This is a genomic window from Streptococcus sp. 1001283B150225_161107_H12, assembly GCF_015552665.1.
Lineage (GTDB): Bacteria > Bacillota > Bacilli > Lactobacillales > Streptococcaceae > Streptococcus.
Window position 1 is genome coordinate 39,782 of sequence record NZ_JADNFC010000003.1, and the last position, 21,651, is coordinate 61,432.

General features: G+C 44.7%; 20 protein-coding genes. 11 read left to right on the top strand and 9 right to left on the bottom strand.

Annotated features, from left to right (window positions below):
• Positions 1–75 precede the first annotated feature (75 nt).
• The 6 genes from pflB to I2C87_RS05440 all read left to right on the top strand — a co-directional run bounded on the left by pflB (position 76) and on the right by I2C87_RS05440 (position 6,885).
• A complete protein-coding gene (pflB, locus tag I2C87_RS05415; RefSeq protein ID WP_154854490.1) occupies positions 76–2,391 on the top strand; it encodes a formate C-acetyltransferase in 2,316 nt (771 codons plus the stop codon).
• 140 nt (positions 2,392–2,531) lie between these two features.
• Positions 2,532–3,290, top strand: a complete 759-nt coding sequence (locus tag I2C87_RS05420) for a threonine/serine exporter family protein (RefSeq protein ID WP_154854487.1) — start codon at positions 2,532–2,534, stop codon at positions 3,288–3,290.
• A 4-nt stretch (positions 3,291–3,294) separates the two neighbouring features.
• Positions 3,295–3,762 carry a threonine/serine exporter family protein gene (locus I2C87_RS05425; protein WP_154854484.1) on the top strand — a complete coding sequence of 156 codons (468 nt, stop codon included), beginning with the start codon at positions 3,295–3,297 and terminating at the stop codon, positions 3,760–3,762.
• Positions 3,763–3,868: 106 nt separating this feature from the next.
• The gene (locus I2C87_RS05430; protein WP_154854597.1) at positions 3,869–4,099 is read left to right on the top strand and encodes a hypothetical protein; all 231 of its coding nucleotides are present in this window, start codon (positions 3,869–3,871) and stop codon (positions 4,097–4,099) included.
• Between the two features lie 346 nt (positions 4,100–4,445).
• A complete protein-coding gene (locus tag I2C87_RS05435) occupies positions 4,446–5,624 on the top strand; it encodes a hydroxymethylglutaryl-CoA synthase (protein WP_154854480.1) in 1,179 nt (392 codons plus the stop codon).
• Positions 5,617–6,885 (top strand): hydroxymethylglutaryl-CoA reductase, degradative, encoded by a 1,269-nt coding sequence (locus I2C87_RS05440; protein WP_154854477.1) that lies wholly within the window; start codon positions 5,617–5,619, stop codon positions 6,883–6,885. The genes I2C87_RS05435 and I2C87_RS05440 overlap by 8 nt, the downstream gene beginning before the upstream one ends.
• A gap of 46 nt (positions 6,886–6,931) precedes the next feature.
• Here I2C87_RS05440 and fni read toward each other — a convergent pair whose 3' ends face one another.
• From fni to I2C87_RS05475, 7 genes are all read right to left on the bottom strand, one after another.
• Positions 6,932–7,948 carry a type 2 isopentenyl-diphosphate Delta-isomerase gene (fni, locus tag I2C87_RS05445; RefSeq protein WP_154854474.1) on the bottom strand — a complete coding sequence of 339 codons (1,017 nt, stop codon included), beginning with the start codon at positions 7,946–7,948 and terminating at the stop codon, positions 6,932–6,934.
• Positions 7,926–8,951: a phosphomevalonate kinase gene (locus tag I2C87_RS05450; RefSeq protein ID WP_048715762.1), complete on the bottom strand. Its 1,026-nt coding sequence runs from the start codon at positions 8,949–8,951 to the stop codon at positions 7,926–7,928. Before I2C87_RS05450 ends, fni begins: the two co-directional genes overlap by 23 nt.
• Positions 8,941–9,891, bottom strand: coding sequence for a diphosphomevalonate decarboxylase (gene mvaD, locus I2C87_RS05455; protein ID WP_154854471.1), 951 nt, complete (start codon positions 9,889–9,891; stop codon positions 8,941–8,943). Before mvaD ends, I2C87_RS05450 begins: the two co-directional genes overlap by 11 nt.
• Positions 9,873–10,751: a mevalonate kinase gene (mvk, locus tag I2C87_RS05460; RefSeq protein ID WP_048715759.1), complete on the bottom strand. Its 879-nt coding sequence runs from the start codon at positions 10,749–10,751 to the stop codon at positions 9,873–9,875. Before mvk ends, mvaD begins: the two co-directional genes overlap by 19 nt.
• A 120-nt stretch (positions 10,752–10,871) precedes the next feature.
• Positions 10,872–11,825, bottom strand: a complete 954-nt coding sequence (locus I2C87_RS05465; RefSeq protein ID WP_048715756.1) for a serine hydrolase domain-containing protein — start codon at positions 11,823–11,825, stop codon at positions 10,872–10,874.
• A gap of 35 nt (positions 11,826–11,860) precedes the next feature.
• A complete protein-coding gene (locus tag I2C87_RS05470) occupies positions 11,861–12,595 on the bottom strand; it encodes a CppA N-terminal domain-containing protein (protein ID WP_048715754.1) in 735 nt (244 codons plus the stop codon).
• Between the two features lie 105 nt (positions 12,596–12,700).
• Positions 12,701–13,981, bottom strand: a complete 1,281-nt coding sequence (locus tag I2C87_RS05475) for an HdeD family acid-resistance protein (RefSeq protein ID WP_110981421.1) — start codon at positions 13,979–13,981, stop codon at positions 12,701–12,703.
• Positions 13,982–14,082: 101 nt separating this feature from the next.
• Here I2C87_RS05475 and I2C87_RS05480 point away from each other — a divergent pair, with 101 nt between their 5' ends.
• The 3 genes from I2C87_RS05480 to I2C87_RS05490 all read left to right on the top strand — a co-directional run bounded on the left by I2C87_RS05480 (position 14,083) and on the right by I2C87_RS05490 (position 17,672).
• Positions 14,083–16,362, top strand: coding sequence for a Xaa-Pro dipeptidyl-peptidase (locus I2C87_RS05480; protein WP_195324182.1), 2,280 nt, complete (start codon positions 14,083–14,085; stop codon positions 16,360–16,362).
• Between the two features lie 112 nt (positions 16,363–16,474).
• Positions 16,475–16,990 carry a DUF536 domain-containing protein gene (locus I2C87_RS05485; protein ID WP_048690819.1) on the top strand — a complete coding sequence of 172 codons (516 nt, stop codon included), beginning with the start codon at positions 16,475–16,477 and terminating at the stop codon, positions 16,988–16,990.
• Between the two features lie 88 nt (positions 16,991–17,078).
• Complete coding sequence (locus I2C87_RS05490; RefSeq protein ID WP_195324183.1) at positions 17,079–17,672, top strand: 3'-5' exonuclease; 594 nt, start codon at positions 17,079–17,081, stop codon at positions 17,670–17,672.
• A gap of 37 nt (positions 17,673–17,709) precedes the next feature.
• On the opposite strand, the gene I2C87_RS05495 is transcribed toward I2C87_RS05490, so the two are convergent.
• Entirely contained in the window at positions 17,710–18,009 is a 300-nt protein-coding gene (locus I2C87_RS05495) for a YbaB/EbfC family nucleoid-associated protein (protein WP_048690824.1), read from the bottom strand.
• Positions 18,010–18,149: 140 nt separating this feature from the next.
• Entirely contained in the window at positions 18,150–19,496 is a 1,347-nt protein-coding gene (locus tag I2C87_RS05500) for an Nramp family divalent metal transporter (RefSeq protein WP_195324184.1), read from the bottom strand.
• A gap of 286 nt (positions 19,497–19,782) precedes the next feature.
• On the opposite strand from I2C87_RS05500, the gene I2C87_RS05505 reads away from it, so the two are divergent.
• Positions 19,783–20,313 (top strand): hypothetical protein, encoded by a 531-nt coding sequence (locus tag I2C87_RS05505; RefSeq protein ID WP_006595548.1) that lies wholly within the window; start codon positions 19,783–19,785, stop codon positions 20,311–20,313.
• Positions 20,314–20,400: 87 nt separating this feature from the next.
• The gene (locus I2C87_RS05510) at positions 20,401–21,573 is read left to right on the top strand and encodes an NAD(P)/FAD-dependent oxidoreductase (RefSeq protein WP_195324185.1); all 1,173 of its coding nucleotides are present in this window, start codon (positions 20,401–20,403) and stop codon (positions 21,571–21,573) included.
• Positions 21,574–21,651 lie beyond the last annotated feature (78 nt).

Sequence of the window (21,651 nt, forward strand, 5' to 3'; positions counted from 1 at the left end):
ACCGATTTCTATGTGGTATACTACTATTGTAAGTGCAACAGATTTGTTGCTAGAAAGATATAAGAGGATTTAAACATGGTTGTTAAAACAGTTGTTGAAGCACAAGACATTTTTGACAAAGCCTGGGAAGGCTTCCAAGGGGAAGACTGGAAAGAAAGAGCCAGCGTCTCACGCTTTGTACAAGCTAACTACACTCCTTATGATGGAGACGAAAGCTTCCTAGCTGGACCAACTGAACGTTCTCTTCACATCAAGAAGATTGTTGAAGAAACAAAAGCACACTACGAAGAAACTCGTTTCCCATACGATACTCGTCCAACTTCTATCGCTGATATCGCAGCTGGATACATCGACAAAGAAAACGAAGTGATCTTCGGTATCCAAAACGATGAATTGTTCAAATTGAACTTCATGCCTCGTGGTGGTATCCGTATGGCGGAAACTACTTTGAAAGAAAATGGATATGAGCCAGATCCAGCTGTGCATGAAATCTTCACTAAATATGTAACAACAGTTAACGACGGTATCTTCCGTGCTTATACTACAAACATCCGTCGTGCACGTCACGCTCACACAGTAACTGGTCTTCCAGATGCATACTCACGTGGACGTATCATCGGGGTTTATGCTCGTTTGGCCCTTTACGGAGCTGACTACTTGATGGCTGAAAAAGCAAACGACTGGAATGCGATCACTGAAATCGATGAAGAATCAATCCGTCTTCGTGAAGAAGTAAACCTTCAATACCAAGCACTTCAAGAAGTTGTTAAATTGGGTGACCTTTATGGTGTAGACGTACGTCGTCCTGCCTTCGATACAAAAGAAGCAATCCAATGGACAAACATCGCCTTCATGGCTGTCTGCCGTGTGATCAACGGTGCTGCTACTTCTCTTGGACGTGTGCCAATCGTTTTGGATATCTACGCTGAACGTGACTTGGCTCGTGGTACTTACACTGAGTCTGAAATCCAAGAATTCGTTGATGATTTCGTTATGAAATTGCGTACAGTTAAATTTGCTCGTACAAAAGCATACGACCAATTGTACTCAGGTGACCCAACCTTCATCACAACTTCTATGGCTGGTATGGGTAACGACGGACGTCACCGTGTTACGAAGATGGACTACCGTTTCTTGAACACTTTGGACAACATCGGTAACTCTCCAGAACCAAACTTGACAGTTCTTTGGACTGACAAATTGCCATACAGCTTCCGTCGCTACTGTATGCACATGAGCCACAAACACTCTTCTATCCAATACGAAGGTGTAACTACTATGGCTAAAGACGGATACGGTGAAATGAGCTGTATCTCATGTTGTGTATCTCCACTTGACCCAGAAAATGAAGAACAACGCCACAACATCCAGTACTTCGGTGCTCGTGTAAACGTGCTTAAAGCTCTTCTTACTGGTTTGAACGGTGGTTACGACGACGTTCATAAAGACTACAAAGTATTTGACATCGATCCTATCCGTGACGAAGTTCTTGAATTCGAATCTGTTAAAGCAAACTTCGAAAAATCACTTGACTGGTTGACAGATACTTACGTAGATGCTTTGAACATCATCCACTACATGACTGATAAGTACAACTACGAAGCTGTTCAAATGGCCTTCTTGCCAACTCACCAACGCGCAAACATGGGATTCGGTATCTGTGGATTCGCTAACACTGTTGATACTTTGTCAGCAATCAAATACGCTACTGTTAAACCAATCCGTGACGAAGATGGCTACATCTACGATTACGAAACAATCGGTGAATACCCACGTTGGGGTGAAGATGACCCACGTTCTAACGAATTGGCAGAATGGTTGATCGAAGCTTACACTACTCGTCTTCGCAGCCACAAACTTTACAAGAATGCAGAAGCTACAGTTTCACTTTTGACTATCACTTCTAACGTTGCTTACTCTAAACAAACTGGTAACTCACCAGTCCACAAAGGGGTATACCTCAACGAAGATGGTTCTGTGAACACAAGCAAATTGGAATTCTTCTCACCAGGTGCTAACCCATCTAACAAAGCGAAAGGTGGATGGTTGCAAAACTTGAACTCACTTGCTAGCCTTGACTTTGGTTACGCAGCTGACGGTATCTCATTGACAACTCAAGTATCACCTCGTGCTCTTGGTAAAACTCGTGACGAACAAGTAGACAACTTGGTAACTATCCTTGATGGATACTTCGAAAACGGTGGACAACACGTTAACTTGAACGTTATGGACTTGTCAGACGTTTACGAAAAGATCATGAGCGGTGAAGATGTTATCGTACGTATCTCTGGATACTGTGTAAACACTAAATACCTCACTCCAGAACAAAAAACTGAATTGACACAACGTGTCTTCCACGAAGTTCTTTCTATGGACGATGCATTGAGCTAAGATTCAAATAGATTTTTCAAACCAGCCGGAAACGGCTGGTTTTTTCTTGTCCTGTCTTGACTAAATCCGTGGTAACACTAGTACAAATCAGTGAAATTTTGATATAATGGAAGCAATCTATTAACAGAACAGGAAGAACAATGGAAGCGTCTAAAGATATGGACCGAGTGATTGACGTCCTCATGTTGGCAGGAACCCTCCTTTTAGAGAGTGGTTCTGAAATCCATCGGGTGGAGGATACCATGATCCGGATTGCTCATTCTCAAGGAATCGATGATTGCAATGCCTTAGCGATGCCAGTCGCTATTTTCTTTTCAATCGAAAATGCCAATATCACGCGGATGAAGCGGATCCTGCGGACCAATTACAATATCGAGAAGGTCTGTGATGTCAATCAGATTTCTCGCCAATTAGTCTCTGGGCACATCAATCTCGAAGAAGCCTACCAAGCCTTGAGCCAATTGAAACGGAAAGCAGTCCCTTATACCAATCTGCAGTTAACCATCGCGGCTACTCTTAGTGCCCCTTTTTTCTCTATTATGTTTGGCGGGAATTTTTATGATGCGATTGGAGCAGGTATTGCGACCGTCTTTGCCTTTGCTTTCTCTCTAGTAGTTGAGAAATACGTGCGCATCCCTTTTGCCACTGCTTTTGCGGCAGCCTTTGTCTTTGGCTTTTTGGCCCATATTTGGTCTCAATATAGTGGTTTTCCTTCTAATACTGATCTCATTATTGCCGGTTGTGTCATGCCTTTCGTTCCTGGGATTGCCATGACCAATGCCGTCAGGGATCTGATGAACAACCACCTCAACTCTGGGATGAGTAAACTCTTTGAGACCCTGCTCATTACTCTTGCCCTTGGTGCCGGAACGACCGTCGCTCTTGTCCTTATGAAATAGAATCATGAATCTAATCGAATTTTTAATCCAAGCGGTGGCTAGTTTGATTGCCATCATCACTTTTTTAATCGTCCTCAACGTGCAACGCTCGATGTTAGTCCCTGGAGGAGTTCTAGGAATGGCTATCTGGTTGCTCTACTATATCTTGAAAGGACCTACCAATGTTATTATCGCGACGTTTATTGCAGCGATTGTGGGTTCTTGTATCAGTCAAATTTTAAGTATTATCTATAAGACACCTGTCGTTGTCTTTATGCTGGCTATTCTTGCTCCCTTGGTTCCTGGATATATTTCCTATCGGACCACCTCCTTCTTTGTTAGCGGCCAATATCGGCAAGCCATGACCAGCGTAACCTTGGTGGTTATTCTAGCCTTGGTCATCTCTATCGGGATGGCTAGCGGGTCTGTCGTCTTGAAACTCTACCATTCTTATCAGCGCCATCAAAAAAGAAAAATGACCAATGCCAACTAGCATTGGTTTTTCAAAACTTATCTATGTAATCGCTTGCATTTTTATTTAAAAGGAGTACAATGATAGTGAAAAAACAAATCCTTTAAAGTATGCGAGGTGCTGTATGATGCTAAACAAGTATATCAAGTATCTTCCTTGGATGATCCTAGGAGCCCTCCCCTCCTATCAATCAGCGACTATCTATGCCCGTAATTCATTTGACTTGTTCTATCTGACCTTGAACTTTCTGATTGTATACATCGCTTTAATCGTCTTCTACGAAAATGTTCTAAGAGACAAATGCAAAGAGCTCCTCATACGAATCATGAGCAATCCTAAAAAAGATAAGCAAGCATAAGAGTTGAAGAGAGTGGGACAGAAATCGGTAATTCGTTAGAATTCGATTTCGTCGTCCCACCTCCGCACAGTTGAGTAGGGCTGTAAAAGCTGATGAAATCAGCGTAGTAGAGCCCACTCAACCACTGCGTCTTGCTCGACAATCCAAAAATAATTGAGAGGCTAGGACTTTTGTCCCAGCCTCTTTTTTGTTTTTCGTCCTCTTTTTTTCAAAAAATCCCCTTGCCCAACTCGGTCCTAAGAATGATTTCCATTCTGTTCTGGCTTTTTCAAGGGAGTTTTGCTCTCAAATATGGTAAAATAGTAACGAAATATACTAGTAGATATCAAATTAAAAGAGGTTATTTATGACAATCGGTATTGATAAGATTGGATTTGCGACCAGCCAGTATGTCTTGCGCTTAAGTGAGCTAGCGGCTGCTCGAAATACAGATCCAGAAAAACTCAGTAAAGGGCTCTTATTGAAAGAACTGAGTATTGCCCCTATTACAGAGGATATCGTCACACTTGGAGCAAGTGCCAGCCATAGTATTTTAACCGAAGAAGAAAAAGAAGAAATTGATATGGTCATCCTGGCGACCGAGTCAGGAATTGACCAGAGTAAGGCTGCTGCTGTTTTCGTTCACGGTCTCCTAGGAATCCAACCCTTTGCTCGGAGCTTTGAAATGAAGGAAGCCTGCTATGCTGCAACGGCCGCTTTGGACTATGCTAAACTTCATGTTGAAAAGTTCCCACAGAGCAAGGTCTTGGTCATTGCCAGCGATATTGCAAAATATGGGATCGACACCCCTGGAGAGCCGACTCAAGGTGCCGGATCTGTCGCTATGTTGGTGACGCAGAACCCACGTATTCTAGCCTTTAATGATGATAATGTAGCTCAAACCCGTGATGTTATGGATTTCTGGCGTCCCAACTATTCCAGCACACCCTTTGTCAATGGGATTTATTCGACCCAACAGTACTTGGATTGCTTGAAAACAACTTGGACAGAGTATCAAAAACGGACTGGCTTAACCTTGGATGATTTTGCGGCGGTCTGCTTCCACCTGCCTTATCCCAAGCTCGCCCTCAAGGGCTTAAAAAAGATTCTTGACAAGAGTCTTTCTCCTGAGAAACAAGCCCAATTGCAATACAATTTTGAACAATCCATTCTCTACAGCCAAAAGGTTGGGAATATCTATACGGGTTCCCTCTTCCTAGGTTTGCTTTCTCTCTTAGAGAATCAGCCTCAACTAGTGGCTGGCGACCGCATCGCCCTCTATGGATATGGAAGTGGTGCAGTCGCTGAGATTTTTAGTGCTCACTTGGTCGAAGGATATGAGCAAATGCTCCATCCAAATCGTATGGCAGAATTGGATCAGCGAAAAGCTCTTACGATTGCCGAATATGAGAAGATCTTCTTCGAAGAGGCACAATTAGATGCTGAAGGCAATCAAACCTTCCAAGGTTACCAAGATCAAACCTATGCCTTATCAGAAATCAACGAACACCAACGAACCTATGTAAAGGTAGAACAACATGGTTAAATTAACTGGTTTTTCAAAAGCAAGTCCAGCAGAGCGCATCGAGAAACTAGCTCAGGCCGGACTCCTTTCAGAAGAAGGTCTACAAACAGTAAGGGACAATGACACATTGCCCCTTTCTCTTGCCAATGAAATGGTCGAAAATGTCCTCGGCACCTTGGCTTTACCCTTTGCTCTAGCTCCTGGCTTCCAGGTAGATGGTCAGGAAATCCAAGTCCCAATGGTGACGGAAGAACCCTCTGTCATCGCTGCTGCTTCTTACGCTGCTGGACTAATCAAGCGCTCAGGTGGGTTTCAGACCCAGGTTCACAAGCGTCAAATGATCGGTCAAGTAGCTCTTTATGACGTTAGCCATAAAGAAAAGGCCAGTCAGGCGATTGCAGAAGCTAAAGAAGAACTGCTCCAACTGGCCAATCAAGCCTATCCTTCCATCGTTAAACGGGGAGGTGGGGCACGAGATCTCTGGACAGAGGTGAAAGGGGACTTTCTCATTTGCTACCTATCTGTCGATCCAAAAGAGGCCATGGGGGCTAATATGCTCAACACTATGTTGGAAGCCCTGGTCGACCCTTTAGAAGATTTATCCGAGGGGCAAGGATTAATGGCTATTCTATCCAACTTAGCTACAGATGCCCTGGTCACGGCAAGCTGTCACATAGACTACCGCTTCCTCAGTCGCGATCCCAAAGAAGCTGCCGAAATCGCTCAGAAAATAGCTCTGGCCAGTCAATTAGCGGCTGTTGATCCTTATAGAGCAGCGACTCACAACAAGGGAATTTTCAATGGCATCGATGCTGTCGTCTTGGCAACTGGGAATGATTGGCGGGCGATTGAAGCAGGTGGCCATACCTATGCTAGTCGATCTGGACAAGCTCAAGGACTATCTAATTGGATAGCTCATCCAGATCAGCAAGTCCTAGAAGGCCAGCTGACCCTTCCCATGCCCATTGCTACCAAGGGAGGCTCCATCGGACTCAATCCAAGTGTCCAAGTGGCTCATGACCTGCTTGGAAATCCCGACGCCCAAACTCTTGCACGGATCATTGTAGCTGTCGGCCTGGCTCAAAACTTTGCAGCGCTTAAGGCCTTGGTCAGCACCGGTATTCAGCATGGGCATATGAAACTCCAAGCTAAGTCCCTTGCCCTACTTGCTGGCGCTAGTCCATCAGAGGTAGCTCCGGTGGTCCAAGCCCTGTTAGAAGACAAACCCTTTAACCTGGAAAAAGCCCAAGCTATTTTAGAGAACATTCGTCAAAGCAATTAAAAAATCCTTCCGTGCAAACGGAGGGATTTTTGTTAGTTTCTTCAAGTTAATCATGGATGGAGAGGATTTGTTCATATCCTTCTTTTACACGACCATAAAGAAGATAGGGAACCTTTCTCAAATCGGCAAGTGTCTGACAAGAAAGAGCACACATAATCAGGCGTAAATCCTCTTTCCAAGCATTGACTTGGGCGATGACCTCTTCAATCGGCTTTGTCTCTACCAATTCTAAAATGGTCCGAGAAAGACCGACCCCCTTGGCTCCTAGAACCAGTGCCTTGATCATATCCAAAGGATGACGAACGCCACCAGAGGCGAGAACCTCGACCTGATCCATCAGTGGTTGAGCCCCAAGCAGGGCTTGGACTGTTGTTTGTCCCCAGTCATTGAGATAGGAACGATTGCCTCCCCGACGGTTTTCGATATAGGCAAAACTGGTTCCACCTCTACCAGAAATATCAACGGTCCTGACACCTAGTTCGATGGCTCTTTGGATAGTTCCGGCATCCATACCAAAACCGACCTCTTTTAGCACCAACGGCACTGGTAATTGCTTTGCATAGTCTGCTAAATGGTCTTGCCAGTTTCTAAAGCTTCGTTCCCCTTCGGGCATGAGAAGCTCCTGCATGAGGTTGACATGGAGTTGGAGAAAGAGAGGCTGGGTCTCCTCAATCGTCTGTAAGCCCAGTTCAAGCGGTTTGTCAATCCCGATATTGGTCGCAAAGAGAAGGTCCGGATAAAGGTCCTTAACTCGATAGGAGCTGTCCTGGGGATCTTTTAAAGCTGCACTATAGGAACCCGTCACAAAGAGAATGCCACAGGCTTCTGCCACCTGGGCTAATTTTCGATTGATTTCTCCTGCCTTGGCACTACCACCTGTCATGGCATTGATATAAAAAGGGTAGTCCCAATCACGACCCGCAAAATGGGTCTTCAAATCCACCTCATCTAAATCGATAGTTGGTAAAGAGGAATGAATCAACTCAACCTCATCAAAGCTATTGTAACCTGGAGTTTGCTCCAAGGCCAAACGAATATGTTCATCCTTTCGGTTGGTCGTCATACTCTCCCATCCTTTCTGCATATAATAAATCAATCCCTGCTTCTTGCCAGCGTCTGACGATTTCTTGGGCAGCAGCCTCCTCAAATGCGAGGGCGATCCCACAATCTCCTCCTCCAGCGCCACTAGATTTTGCAATGGCCTCCAGTCCCTCTTCTGCCCTCTTTAATTGGGCCAATTTTTTGGTATAAATCACCTCATTGAGAGATCCAAGTAAGTCACTCGCCCGACTGATAGAAGACCAGGCCAAGTCTCGGTCTGCCTCTTGAAAGGCCACTAAGAGGTCTTGTACAGCCTGCTCCGTCCTCTCTAAGAAGACCGAATCAATAGCTGAACGAACCTGGTTAATCAAGTCTCTTGAAATAGCGGGTTCCTGGGTCCAGCCTACTAAAAAAGTATAGGACAACTGAGGGGCCAGAGGCTGGATTTCATATCTCCAATCCAGGGCTAAGATCTGGTCCAGACCCTGATCTTGTAATTGCTCAGCCAGTTCCCGTCTATCAAAAGAGCGGTAGCTAACCAAGCCTTCATAGGCAATACAAGCTAGGTCTCCCATAGAGCCATTGTCTCCACGTCGAATCAAAACCAAACAGGCCAAACGAAAGAGCAAGTCTGCTGACAGGGGAAAATCATAAAGAGCTGCCATGGCTTTGAGGGTCAACAAGACCACACTGCCACTAGAGCCAATCCCGAATTTCTTGCCCTCTCGCTCAAATTTCCCCTCAATACTTAAATCAAAGGGAGCAAGTGCCACTCCTTGTAACTGGAGGTAGGCGTTCATCAGATGCACGGTTTCTTGGATCAGGGCATAGTCCGCCTGCGGAGTCAAATCAACTGCAAAGGAAAACATGTCTGACTGAATCCTATAAGTAGATGACGGTTGGATATCTGCCTGCATGTAAATGGGAATAAACTGAATAATGGCTGTTTGTCCTGGGGTTAGGATAGAATATTCCCCAGCGATATACAGCTTCCCACCTGCTCGAACTTGTTTCTTATTCTTCATGGGATAGATCCTTGGTCTTGGAAACAATAATACGGTAGTCTTGTTCAAAAAGTGGAACCAACTCTTCCAGATCCTCTTCTAGACAGAGGACTTTTACATTCGGACCTGCATCCATGGTGAAGTAGCACCGTTTCCCTTCCTCTCGAAGAGAGCGCACGAAATCCATGGCCTCGTAGCTTTTTTCCGTCAAATAGGAGAAGGCTGGGCTAGCAGTCTTGGTTGTAGAATGCATGAGAAGAGCATTTCGTTCGGTCAATTCCCCTACTTTTTCAAAGTCATTGTCCTTTAGGTAAGTCAGCATATCTTGGTAATCCTGGGCTGACTGGCGGATCCATTCTTGGAAATTGCTAGAGGTTTCAGTGCACCGCTTCATCCCTTCCCGACTAGAAAGAATTTTTTGTTGGTCGTTTAACACCAGCATAATCATCGCCAGTTTGAGGTCCGTTTCCACCTGGTAGATCGCTCCAGTATCCTTGTCCCAAGCCGCTAGAGGACCAAAGAAAGAACGAGAAGATGATCCGGAGGCAAACTTAGCCGCTTGAGCTTGTTCTGCCTGCGTCATTCTCAGTTGGTAATAGCGATTGCAGGCTTTTACCAAGGCAGATAGACCACTAGAACTAGAAGAAAGTCCTGCAGCTGTCGGCATGTTGTTGCTGGTATCAACCCGCACAAAGCCTGTTTCCCCTTCTGGTTTAAAGCGGTCGATGACTGCTCCAATCTTGGCCTGCTCCGCTTCATTTTGGAAGACCCCATCTATGTAGAAGGCATGGGCCTTGGCCTCGGCACCCAAAGGACTGAGACGCGTCTCTGTATACATATTTTCCAATGTCAAGGAAATGGAACTAGTTGATGGCACCATGGCTTCACTGTTTTCCTTGCCCCAATACTTAATAATGGCGATATTGGCATACGATTTCACGCTTACAGGCTTTCGATCCATAACTCCTCCACTCCTTTATTTTTTAGTTCTTTTGCGATGATTTCTGCTTGTTCCTGGTCTGCAGCAAGGGCAATGATACAACCACCGAGCCCACCACCGCTCATTTTGGCTCCCAAGGCTCCACTCGCTAATGCTAGTTCCACCAGTTGATCCGCTTCTGGACAACTCACTCCCACTGCCTGCAAATGATGATGGCAGTCTGTTAAGATACGTCCCAAGGTGGGAGCATCTTTTTGAGCAAGGGCTTTTTCTGCCTGCTCGGTGAGGAGGCCGATTTCATGGAAACTAGCAAGGGCCACTGTTCCCAAGTCCTTGACTTTTTGAATGGCTTCTTTGGTATGGCCATGGATACCTGTATCTGCAATGACCAGCTTGGCACCCAAATCAACTTCTAACTCACTAAAACCGACGTTGCGAATGAATTTAATCGGCTGATCACTTAGGCAAGTCTTGGCATCCAGCCCACTTGGATTCATATGGGCAATCATTTCTGCTCGATTAACCAAGATTTCCAAGGTTTCTTGACTCAAATCCCGCTTGAAATAATCAAAGACTGCCCGAATTGCCGCGATACTGACAGCAGCCGAGGAGCCCATCCCCCGCTGAGCTGGAATCATGGAGTCAATCCGGCAAGCGATGGCTGCCTTCTCAATCCCCAAATACTCTAAGGAAGCGTAGACGGCCATCGATAAGCTGTCATTCTCAAAAAGGACCCACGGACGCTCCGCAGGTACAATCTGACAAGTGACCTGAATGTGAAGGAGGGGCAGGGCAATAGCTGGATAGCCATAAACAACCGCATGCTCACCTATTAAAATAATCTTGCTATGTGCCTGGCCGACACCTATCGATTTCGTCATACGTCTCTCAGTTATCTTCATTCTTTTCTGCTATAGATTGCTAGATACAATCTTCTCTCCTTCCATTTTAATATAAATAAAGAAAAAAAGCGATGGCTAAACCACGCTTCTTTCTCCGTCTTAGGAAGGATTTTTACTGGTCCCTTCCATTTCTGTTTTGATGAGCTCCATGAGTTGATTCCGATCTAGGATCCATTGGGCCCGCTCATCTTTTTCATAGGTCCGATTGGATAAGAAAACAGCTGCCAACTGGAGCTTACGATTATAGAGAAGGAAGGTTCCTGTATAACCTGTATGGTCCAACCAGTCTCCTTCCAGATTCCAGGCCAGAGAGCGCGTCTTTCCTTCTTCTAAAGCATAGTTCTGGGAAAGGATTTCTGCAAAAGGATCCTGTAAATAATGCTCCAGGAAAATTTCCATATCTCTAATGGTCGAAAACAGACCTGCACTTCCGGCATGGACTCCCAGTACACGCGCTTTCGGATCATGGACGACGCCAGCTGGAACGCCACGAAGGGTTGGCACCGCTTGAGAAACCGGACCAAAAGTAGTCTCCTTCATTTGCCAAGGTGTAAAAACTTGCTCCTGAAAAATCTGGGCCAAATCCTGACCAAACCACTTCTCCAGAAGAAAGCCCAATAAAAGAAAATTGACATCTGTATAGTGGAACTGGCGATTGTCCTTGAGCTTCAAACGGTGCAGGGCTTCTTTTAAGCCCTCAGCATCCAAGTCATCTCGTCCGGGGATGAAAGGATCCAAACCAGAAGTATGGGTCAAGAGCTGACGGATGGTCACCTCTGCCTGCTCCATATCCGGATAGTAGGAAGCTAAGGGACGATCGATATCGATTTTCCCTTGTTGGACCAGAAAAGCAAGAACCGTTCCAACTCCGACGACCTTACTCACACTGGCCAAATCATAGGTCAAGCCGGCAATAACTGGCTCTTGCTTGGCTGGATCAGCCAGTCCCAAGTAATACTCCTGCCAGCTTCCCTTCTGATAGAGAGCAAGAGAGGCACCTGGGTAGATGCCTGCTCCTATTTGCTCTTGAATTTTTTGGATGATTTTTTCCATTTTTCTTCACTCATTTCAATCAGCCAAAGACTTGCTTAGGCTTCGAACCACCATTCAATCTTGCTTGGATCCTCAACCAAGACAAATTGTTGCCTTTTTGGTACAAAAGTTACCTGATCTCCAAAGCAGGAGGCTAGTTCACTTGCTACAAATGGCTCTAAAATGACCTTGACCTGACAAAGGTCCCAAGTCTGTCCATTTGCTAGTGTAAGGTCCGGACCATCTGATGCTTCTAACTCTAAATAATCTTCTAAGCCAGGTAGTTGTTGATAGAAAGCTGTAGAAGTCTCTACATTAGGTACTCGAAGCACCATCTTTTCTACGAAAAACTCCGTCAAGGTTGTAAACTCTTCATTCGCTTGAAAATCTGGAACTTCCTCAATTTCAGTTAAACTGCCCACTTGCTCTTCCGCATGGAGCAAGATACGATCTCCTTCTGGCGAAAGGGCTTCAAAGGCATAGCCATTTTTTCCTTTAAAGAGGCGATCAACTTGATGTCCACGAGCCAGAAGCCACTCAATTTCTTGTGGGTTGGTCACGCGAATCTTTAAGCAAGCCAGGCGTTTTGGGCCCTCCACCTTGCGGGTTCTCATACTAGGGGATTCCTCTAAATAGAGGCGATCTGTCTTCGATTGATCTCCAAGGGATAATAAAGCCCCATCTTCCAACAGGGTTTTCATTCCTAAGACCTTTTCAAAAAATTCTTGATTGACATTTCGATTGTTTGTTTTTAATACAGGTGAAATACTACTAATCTTATTTATGCACATAATTCCTCCAAGTCTTTTATATTTTAAAAGATTTTCTTTTTTTTTACAAGAAATCTTGTGCAAAAAAGACAGATTTTTCAAAAATAAAAATCTGTCTTTCTTTTTTTAGTATACTGTTCGTGTATGGACCCGCCCGTTTGGAGCTTCAAATTCGTATTCTAAGTAATCCTGATAGGTCCCTGGTGCAATCACTCCACGCACATCTAATACAGCCGTTCCTGCCTGTCCCACAATGGAATCTGCTAACAGGCAGCAATTAGTAGACAGAACAAAGTAAGATTTAAAACGCGAAGAAGTAAATTTATATAGCTCAGCCCCTAAATCATATTTCAATTTGTAAGCGTAGGTCGGCTGACCGTCTTCCAGTAACCTCCTAGGTGGATCCCAAGGTTCTAACAACTGATCAATTTCAGCTAGACGCTTCTCTACTGCCTGATTCTCTTCTTCGGTAAGGGATAGGCTGTAGCCAAACAGCGTCTTTTGACTCTCTTTTTTACATAGTTCGATGTATGGTTCCTTATCCACTTTAAACAGTACGCCATCCCCAATCGTCCCAAATAGACGCTCTGAAAAGGGATCGTAACTTCCGTAAGAAATGACCTTCCCCTGATAACAAATATCTACATGCCCAATCGCTCCAAATAAGTTGCTGTCAGAAGTATGAACCAAAATTTCTAATTCCCTTGCCTCTTCTTCTTTTTTCACCAATCGATAAGGGCCTGTGTGTCCCGCCGAGCTCCCTTTTTGAAGAAACTGGTTAAACCGTTTTAACTCCTTAGCAGGGATAAAGGCTGCAAAGATAACCGGTAGGCTAATACGAAAGCGACGTTTTAACTCTTGGCCTTGTTGGTCTTTGTCAAATAAAATACCATCTCGAATATTAGAAATCCCCAACAAGACCAGATAAGCCCCCAAGAGGATAAATTGGAAGTGCCCATCTGAACCAGGTTCCAAGACAGTTGCTAGACCAAGCCCACCGTTTAAAAGCGCATCCCATAAATAGAGCCAGCCTCCTTTTACCCGATTGGCCTTATAAAGCCAAAATGTGATCCCATAGACAATGGCACTCCCCAACTGATATGCCCCTAAACAAATCACAACTAAGTTTACGGGCAGACTACTCAGTCGATTCAACCAGATCAACGCAAGTGAAAGAAAAATAAACCAAATAGAGTGGCTATAGGAAATAGACTTGCTACGTAACAAAAAGCGAAGAAGAAAGCTTCCTAGTCCATCAACTAAAAAGTAAATGGCTAATAGATCCAAGGAAAATTTTGTGAAACCAACACCGTTTCGAAAAATGAGGATCCCAAAAATGACGGCAAGAACCCCAAACAATAAAGTCCGTCTTCTTGCAACTTCTTCAACAGATAATTTTCTCACCATGACACCCTCCTTCAGAGATCAAAGGTCTTTAGACAAATACTATTTTATCACGTATAATATAAGAAGTAAAGAAACAGTGAAGCTGATAAAAGGAGCATCCTATGAAATTCAATCAATATAGCTATCTACCAGTCGACCAAGCAGACATTCTAAAGGAACTGAAAGAAATCGGGTTTGACCTTCCCCTTCATCTTACAGAGAAAGAACTGTTTGAATGGTTTGTTCGCAAGGTTTATTTCACCTACAAAAATACAGATTATCCTCTCTCTAACCTAGTGGCGGATGCTGAAACAGATCTCCTGAGCTATTTCCAATCTGACCGCGAATGGTCTCCAAATATTTTCTACACAGTGGCCCTCCAATTGCTCGGTTTCCGCTATTTTATTGACTTTGAAAATACGGACAGCTTCTTAAAAGAAGTCCAAATTCCGATTGAGTATGGAAACTTGGTTGAGAACCTCTATCACCTCCTCAATACTCGAACAGTCAAAGGGAATTTACTAATTGAGCAGTTGGTCAGCGATGGCTTGATCCCCGAGGACAATCGCTACCACTTTTTCAACGGAAAAAGTCTAGCTACCTTTAACTGCCATGATGTAATCCGTGAAGTGGTCTATGTGGAGAGTCGAGTTGATAGCGACCAGGATGGTCTTCCAGATTTGGTCAAGGTCAATATTATTCGCCCACGCTATGAAGGAAAAATCCCAGCCGTCATGACTGCCAGCCCTTATCACCAAGGAACCAATGACAAGGCTAGCGACAAGGCTCTCTATAATATGAATGTGGACCTCGAGGTCAAAGAACCTCATACCATCCAAGTAGAAGAACCTCAATTAGAATTGGTGGATCCTGTCGGTTCAGCTCAACTAGTCTCTGAGGCTGAAGAAACCCTCACTCATATCAACTCCAGTTATACCCTCAATGACTACCTTCTCGCTCGTGGTTTTGCCAATCTCTACGTCTCCGGTTTAGGGACCAAGGACTCTCAAGGCTTGATGACCAATGGAGATTACCGTCAAATCGAGGCCTATAAAAATGTTATCGACTGGCTCAACGGCCGTTGCCGGGCCTTTACAGACCACAGTCGCCAACGCCAAGTCAAGGCCGATTGGTCTAACGGCAAAGTTGCTACGACGGGCTTGTCCTACCTAGGGACCATGTCCAATGGACTGGCTACCACCGGTGTCGATGGCCTAGAAGTTATCATCGCAGAAGCCGGTATCTCTTCTTGGTACAACTACTATCGGGAAAACGGACTCGTGACGAGTCCTGGCGGCTATCCTGGAGAGGATTTTGATTCGCTTGCTGAGTTGACTTATTCACGTGCCCTTCGGGCTGGAGACTATCTCCGCCACCATGCAGCCCATGTCGCTGATTTGGAAGAGGTTAAGAAGCAATTGGATCGCAAAACAGGGGACTACAACCAATTCTGGCATGACCGCAACTATCTCCTTCAGGCAGACAAAGTCAAGGCAGAGGTCGTCTTCACCCATGGTTCCCAAGACTGGAATGTCAAGCCCCTCCATGTATACCAAATGTTCCAAGCCCTTCCAGCCAACATCAAGAAACACCTCTTCTATCACAATGGAGCCCATGTCTATCTCAACAACTGGCAGTCCATTGACTTCCGTGAGAGTATGAATGCCCTCCTCTCTAAAAAATTACTGGGCTATGATTCAAGCTATGAATTGCCAACCGTCATCTGGCAGGACAATACAGGGGAACAAAGTTGGACTTCCTTGGAAGACTTTGGCAATCAAACAGCCCAGCGGACCTTCCCACTGGGAGATGGTGAGAGAGTCATCCAAAACCGCTATGCGACAGAAGATTATGAGCGCTATGGCAAAGCCTATCCAACCTTCCTAACTGATCTTTACCAAGATAAGGCCCAACAGGTGACCATCGATCTTCCGATCTCAGAAGACTTACACCTCAACGGAAAAGCTCGCCTTCACCTGCGGCTCCAATCTAGCACAAACAAAGGCTTGCTCTCAGCCCAACTCATGGAGCTAGGAAGCAAGAAATATCTCCAACCCTATCCAGCTGTCCTATCCGTCCGCACCCTTGATAACGGTCGCTACCATATGCTAGACAATTTGACCGAGTTGCCATTTAAGGAAGCCGGTCAACGGGTGATTACAAAGGGCTATCTCAACCTTCAAAACCGTCATGATCTCTTACAAGTCGAACCTGTAACCCCAGGGGAATGGATGGAATTCGACTTTGAACTCCAACCAACCATCTACAAGCTGGAAAAAGGGACTACTCTTCGTCTTGTCCTTTATACAACCGACTTCGAGATCACTGTCCGCGACCAAACGGACTACCAACTCACCATTGATCTGGCTAACTCCAGATTAACCCTTCCTAAGATGGATTAAGGAATTTCATGCTTTTTCCTTGTCGTCCCTTCCCTTGCTTGATTTGACAGCCTTGCCTACTTATGATAATATCTAAGAGAGTATTTCATAGAAAAAGAGTTTAGAGGATATTATGGCTATCGAAAAAACAGTCAGCGAAATTGCTGAAATTCTAGGAGTTAGTCGCCAAGCGGTCAACAACCGTGTTAAGGCCCTAGATCCTGAAGATACAGAAAAAAATGATAAGGGAGTTACCGTCGTAACCCGTAGTGGCTTGATTAAGCTAGAAGAAATCTACAAAAAGACCATCTTTGAAGACGAGCCTGTTAGTGATGATGTGAAACAGCGTGAATTGATGGAAATTTTGGTAGATGAAAAAAATGCCGAAATCGTCCGTCTCTACGAACAACTAAAAGCAAAAGACGACCAGCTAAAATCCAAAGATGAGCAATTAGCTAAAAAGGATGAGCAGTTGCGTGTCAAAGATGTTCAGATTGCTGAAAAAGACAAACAGCTCGACCAACAACAACAGCTAACCCTTCAGGCTATGAATGACCGTGAAACATTGAAATTAGAATTAGATCAAGCCAATGAAAAGGTTCAAGAACAAGAGAGTAAAGGCTTCTGGAGACGCGTCTTTGGTCGCTAAAAACTGACTTCGGTCAGTTTTTTCTATGCCTTTGCCTCCCCTCAATAATTAGAAAATCCAAAAACACCCAATAGATGAAGGAGTTCCCTTGAAAGAATTAAGCCACTATGTCTCCTTTGATTTAGAATTTAATCAATTTGAAGGAAAGTACCACATTATCCAAGTTTCTGCTGTCCGCTTTGCAGATGGCCAAGAAGTTGCCCACTATGATTCCTATGCCTATACGGATAAACCACTAAAGAGCTTTATCAATGGCCTCACCGGGATCACATCTGATAAAATCCTCCAAGCTCCCCCACTCGAGCAAGTCCTAGCGGAGTTCCGAGATTTTGTTGCAGATAGTCCCCTCATTGGATACAATGCCATCAAGAGTGACCTCCCTATCCTAGCGGAAAATGGGCTAGAGTTCACAGACCAATATGCTGTTGATGTCTTTGAAGAAGCTTCTAAACGCCGCCCTTCTGACCTCCATGGGATTAAAAACTTGCAGCTCCATACAGTTGCTCAGTTTTTAGGAGTAGCTGGAAAATCGCATGATAGTCTAGAAGATGCCCGGATGACTGCTCTTGTTTATGAAGCCTTTCTCGAATCAGACCGGGCCCGGCAACTCCTAACCGATCAAGAATCCTTTTCTACCTCTCCTTTTGGTGGATTGGACCTCTCCAATTTTTTTAACGACTAAAAAACCTCTATCATCGATAGAGGTTTTCTCTGTATGCTTAGAATGGTAATTTACCAGCAAAAGCTCCCAATTTTTTCTTGGTTGCTGCATCAATTTCTTCGATGGCTGCATTGATAGCTTGAACGGTCATATCAGAAAGAGTTTCTGTATCTTCTGGGTCTACTACTGCCGGGTTAAATTCGATGGATACCACCTTTTTATCACCTGTCAAGGTAGCGACGACCAAGTCCTGAGCAGACTTGCCAACAAATTGAGAAGCCGCCAATTCTGCCTGACTTTGTTCCATTTGTTTCTGAAGCTTTTGTGCTTGCTTCATCATATTTTGCATATTCATCATAAGATTTTCGATATTCCTTTCGTATCAAGGGGTTAGGCCCTCTTGTTTAGTTTTTACTGCCCACTTCTGCCCATTTTCTAGCTAGATGGGAACTTCCCTTCTATTATAGCATGTTTTCCTCGTCCGAAAAAGCTGATTTTTTATTTAAAGAGCGTCGTCACAATGAGTTGGACGTTTAAAATAGTCAGAAGAGTAGCGACTCCGTAAGCTAAGTAGGTATTCCATTTTGCATTGACAAATTCTCCCATGATTTTTTTATTGGAGGTAAAGTAAACCAAGGGAAAAATTGAAAATGGTAGAGCCAGAGACAAGAAGACTTGAGAATAGACCAACAAATCATCTAGAACACTTTCCTGGTCTCCAAAGAGAAAGGCGACAATCAGGACAGGAGTGAGGGCCAACATCCGTGTAAAGAGGCGGACAAGCCATTGAGGAAGACGGAATCTAAGGAAACCTTCCATGACAATTTGACCTGTCAAAGTACCTGTAATTGTTGAATTCTGACCACTTGCTAACAAAGCAACAGCAAACAAGGTGGACAAAAAAGGACTTGCAATAGCTCCTGCAATGGCATTGTTTTGCAAGGCATCATACATACTAGAGAAGGCTCCAATTTCTTCTGCGTGTCCAAAAAAGAGGGCCGCTCCGAGAATCAGCAAGAGTGAGTTGACAACAAAAGCCAGAGTCAATTCAATATTGGAGTCCCAGGTCATGAAGCGCACAGCCCGACGAACATCTGCAGGATCCTCATAATCGACCTTGCGTGTCTGTGAAATGGAGGAATGCAAATAGAGATTATGAGGCATGACGGTTGCACCAATTATCCCCAAGGCCAGCGTCAAGGCTTGTGATCCCTTGGGAAGACCGATGCCTACGATTTCCTTCTGAGGAAGAAAGCCAGCAAAAATGCCACCTATATCTGGTTTTGATAGGACCACAAGGTAGATAAAAATCCCCAGAATGGTCAAAATCAAGGTGGAGACAATAGCCTCAATCTTACGAAAACCTAAGTGCATGAGTCCAAGGAGGAGGAAGACATCCAGGATGGTGACCAAAATAGAAAAGAGCAAGGGCCATCCGAACAGCAAATGGAGTGCAATCCCTGAACCAATGACTTCTGCTAAATCTGTCGCCATCAAGGCTAATTCAATCACTATCCAGAGCATATAGCGGAGCCACTTGGGCAAATGCGTCGCTGTTGTCTGGGCCAAATCTTTCCGATGGACAATCCCTAGTTTCCCAGCCATCTGTTGCAATTGCATGGCAATCAAGGAAGACAAGAGAACCACCGACAAGAGCAAGTAACGATAGTGAGCCCCTCCAACAACGCTGGTGATCCAGTTCCCAGGATCCATGTAGCCCACTGCTACTAGGCTCCCCGGACCTGAAAACAATAATAAGGTCCTCCAAAAAGAAGTTCCCTTGGGAACCTTGACGGATTGATTGATTTCTTGGAGCGATTTCCGCTCTAACTGTTCTAAACTCATGATACCCTTCTTTCCATGACGTCACTTCCCCTTGATTATAGCACAAATAAAAGGTTTCGGTAAATTTTCTTTGCATTTTCAAAAAAATATGCCCTTCTTCTCCCCACTTCCCCATTTTCTTCGTATTCCTTTAGCAACTTTTTCTCCTTTGCTCCTCTAAAATGAACCAAATAGCTTCAAAAATGAACCAAATAGATTTTTCCCCCTATCTGACTTCAAAAGCTTGTATACTATTCGTAACTGAAAGATAGCTCAGTTATTTACTCAATAGCAAAGGAAAGAAACTATGATCTATGTCATTGAATACAATTATCCCTCTAAGATGTTGGTCGAACATATTAACAACTATCTAGAGAAAAAACGGGTTCGTAATCTACCAGTCAAGCTGGTCTATAATGGAAATATATCCTATATCGACTATGACTTGAAAAACATTTACTTCTTCTCCTGTCAAGGAAATTCTGGAATCAACGCCTACAAAGAGCTCGAACGCATCCGAAGAAATGATCCCTTCGGACGCATCATTGTCCACTCTAACAAGGTGGACGGACGTAGACTTATGGACCATAAGCTACAAGTCTATGGTTTGATGGAACTAAGCCTTAGTGACTACGGAAAGCCAGACCTCTATTATCAAGAGCTCGACTTCTTGCTCGGCGATCTCTACGAAGAGCTCTGGGAAATGGCGGCAGAAGCCAAGTACGCTGCTGGGAAAAAAACCAATCAGCTCTTCCCACGCTGGGGTCCTGAAATCGGCATTTACCCACCTAAGCGTTATTCCATCCACCTCCGTCAAAATCCAGACGAAGACAATTAACTCATAAAAAGTGGAGCCTGGGGACAGGGTCCATTTTTTATGTTACAATGAACTGGAAATAAAACGAGACGAGAAAAAGGAGACCTTATGAACCACTACGATACCATTGTCATCGGAGGAGGCCCTGCTGGCATGATGGCCACCATCTCTAGTGCCTTCTACGGGCAAGCAACCCTCCTCTTGGAAAAGAACCGCAAACTAGGGAAAAAACTAGCTGGGACTGGTGGAGGTCGGTGCAATGTGACCAACAATGGGAGCCTGGATGATCTCCTAGCAGGCATTCCAGGCAACGGACGCTTCCTTTACAGTGTCTTTTCTCAATTTGACAATCATGATATCATCCGCTTTTTTACAGAAAACGGGGTCAAACTTAAGGTCGAAGACCATGGTCGTGTCTTTCCAGCCTCAGATCGTTCCCAGACGATCATTCAAGCGCTGACTGATAAGATTGCTGAGCTTGGTGGTCAAGTCCGCTGCCAAGTAGAGGTAACCTCTGTGAAAAAAATCGACGGACAATTTGTCATCAAATCCAAAGATGAGACCTGGACTGCAAACCGCTTGATTGTGACAACTGGTGGAAAGTCCTACCCTTCGACGGGCTCTACCGGCTTTGGCCACGATATCGCCCGTCATTTCAAGCACACTATCACGGAACTAGAAGCTGCTGAAAGCCCCCTCCTGACAGATTTCCCCCACAAGGCCCTTCAAGGAATTTCCTTAGACGATGTGACTCTCCACTATGGCAAACACCACATTACCCATGACCTCCTCTTTACCCACTTTGGCCTGTCTGGTCCCGCCGCCCTTCGCATGTCAAGCTTCGTCAAGGGAGGAGAAATCCTAACACTAGACAGTCTCCCTCACTATTCTAAGGAAGAACTCACAGCAATCCTAGAGGAAAATCGTGAGAAGTCCTTAAAGAATGTTCTGAAGGCCTATCTGCCAGAACGCCTGGCGGAATTCTTTGCCCAGGATTTTCCGGAAAAGGTGAAGCAACTCTCTCCTAAAGAAATCGATGCCGTACTAGCGAAAGTAAAGGAACTCCCAATCCCTGTAACAGGGAAGATGTCCTTGGCCAAATCCTTTGTAACTAAAGGTGGTGTCAGCCTCAAGGAAATCAATCCCAAGACCTTAGAAAGTAAGTTGGTCCCCGGTCTTCATTTTGCTGGGGAGGTCCTGGATATCAATGCCCATACAGGAGGCTTTAACATTACTGCTGCCCTCTGTACCGGTTGGGTGGCCGGAAGTCTCCACTATTGACAGCTTTTTCAAAAGATGTTAGGATTATTTTTAGAACAAATCCAGCAACAAACATAAGAGTCGTCTTCTTAGAGATGT

Coding starts and splice junctions, on each gene's coding strand:
- pflB (WP_154854490.1), top strand. CDS start 76: ATGGTTGTTAAAACAGTTGTTGAAGCACAAGACATTTTTGACAAAGCC.
- I2C87_RS05420 (WP_154854487.1), top strand. CDS start 2,532: ATGGAAGCGTCTAAAGATATGGACCGAGTGATTGACGTCCTCATGTTG.
- I2C87_RS05425 (WP_154854484.1), top strand. CDS start 3,295: ATGAATCTAATCGAATTTTTAATCCAAGCGGTGGCTAGTTTGATTGCC.
- I2C87_RS05430 (WP_154854597.1), top strand. CDS start 3,869: ATGCTAAACAAGTATATCAAGTATCTTCCTTGGATGATCCTAGGAGCC.
- I2C87_RS05435 (WP_154854480.1), top strand. CDS start 4,446: ATGACAATCGGTATTGATAAGATTGGATTTGCGACCAGCCAGTATGTC.
- I2C87_RS05440 (WP_154854477.1), top strand. CDS start 5,617: ATGGTTAAATTAACTGGTTTTTCAAAAGCAAGTCCAGCAGAGCGCATC.
- fni (WP_154854474.1), bottom strand. CDS start 7,948: ATGACGACCAACCGAAAGGATGAACATATTCGTTTGGCCTTGGAGCAA.
- I2C87_RS05450 (WP_048715762.1), bottom strand. CDS start 8,951: ATGAAGAATAAGAAACAAGTTCGAGCAGGTGGGAAGCTGTATATCGCT.
- mvaD (WP_154854471.1), bottom strand. CDS start 9,891: ATGGATCGAAAGCCTGTAAGCGTGAAATCGTATGCCAATATCGCCATT.
- mvk (WP_048715759.1), bottom strand. CDS start 10,751: ATGACGAAATCGATAGGTGTCGGCCAGGCACATAGCAAGATTATTTTA.
- I2C87_RS05465 (WP_048715756.1), bottom strand. CDS start 11,825: ATGGAAAAAATCATCCAAAAAATTCAAGAGCAAATAGGAGCAGGCATC.
- I2C87_RS05470 (WP_048715754.1), bottom strand. CDS start 12,595: ATGTGCATAAATAAGATTAGTAGTATTTCACCTGTATTAAAAACAAAC.
- I2C87_RS05475 (WP_110981421.1), bottom strand. CDS start 13,981: ATGGTGAGAAAATTATCTGTTGAAGAAGTTGCAAGAAGACGGACTTTA.
- I2C87_RS05480 (WP_195324182.1), top strand. CDS start 14,083: ATGAAATTCAATCAATATAGCTATCTACCAGTCGACCAAGCAGACATT.
- I2C87_RS05485 (WP_048690819.1), top strand. CDS start 16,475: ATGGCTATCGAAAAAACAGTCAGCGAAATTGCTGAAATTCTAGGAGTT.
- I2C87_RS05495 (WP_048690824.1), bottom strand. CDS start 18,009: ATGATGAATATGCAAAATATGATGAAGCAAGCACAAAAGCTTCAGAAA.
- I2C87_RS05500 (WP_195324184.1), bottom strand. CDS start 19,496: ATGAGTTTAGAACAGTTAGAGCGGAAATCGCTCCAAGAAATCAATCAA.
- I2C87_RS05505 (WP_006595548.1), top strand. CDS start 19,783: ATGATCTATGTCATTGAATACAATTATCCCTCTAAGATGTTGGTCGAA.
- I2C87_RS05510 (WP_195324185.1), top strand. CDS start 20,401: ATGAACCACTACGATACCATTGTCATCGGAGGAGGCCCTGCTGGCATG.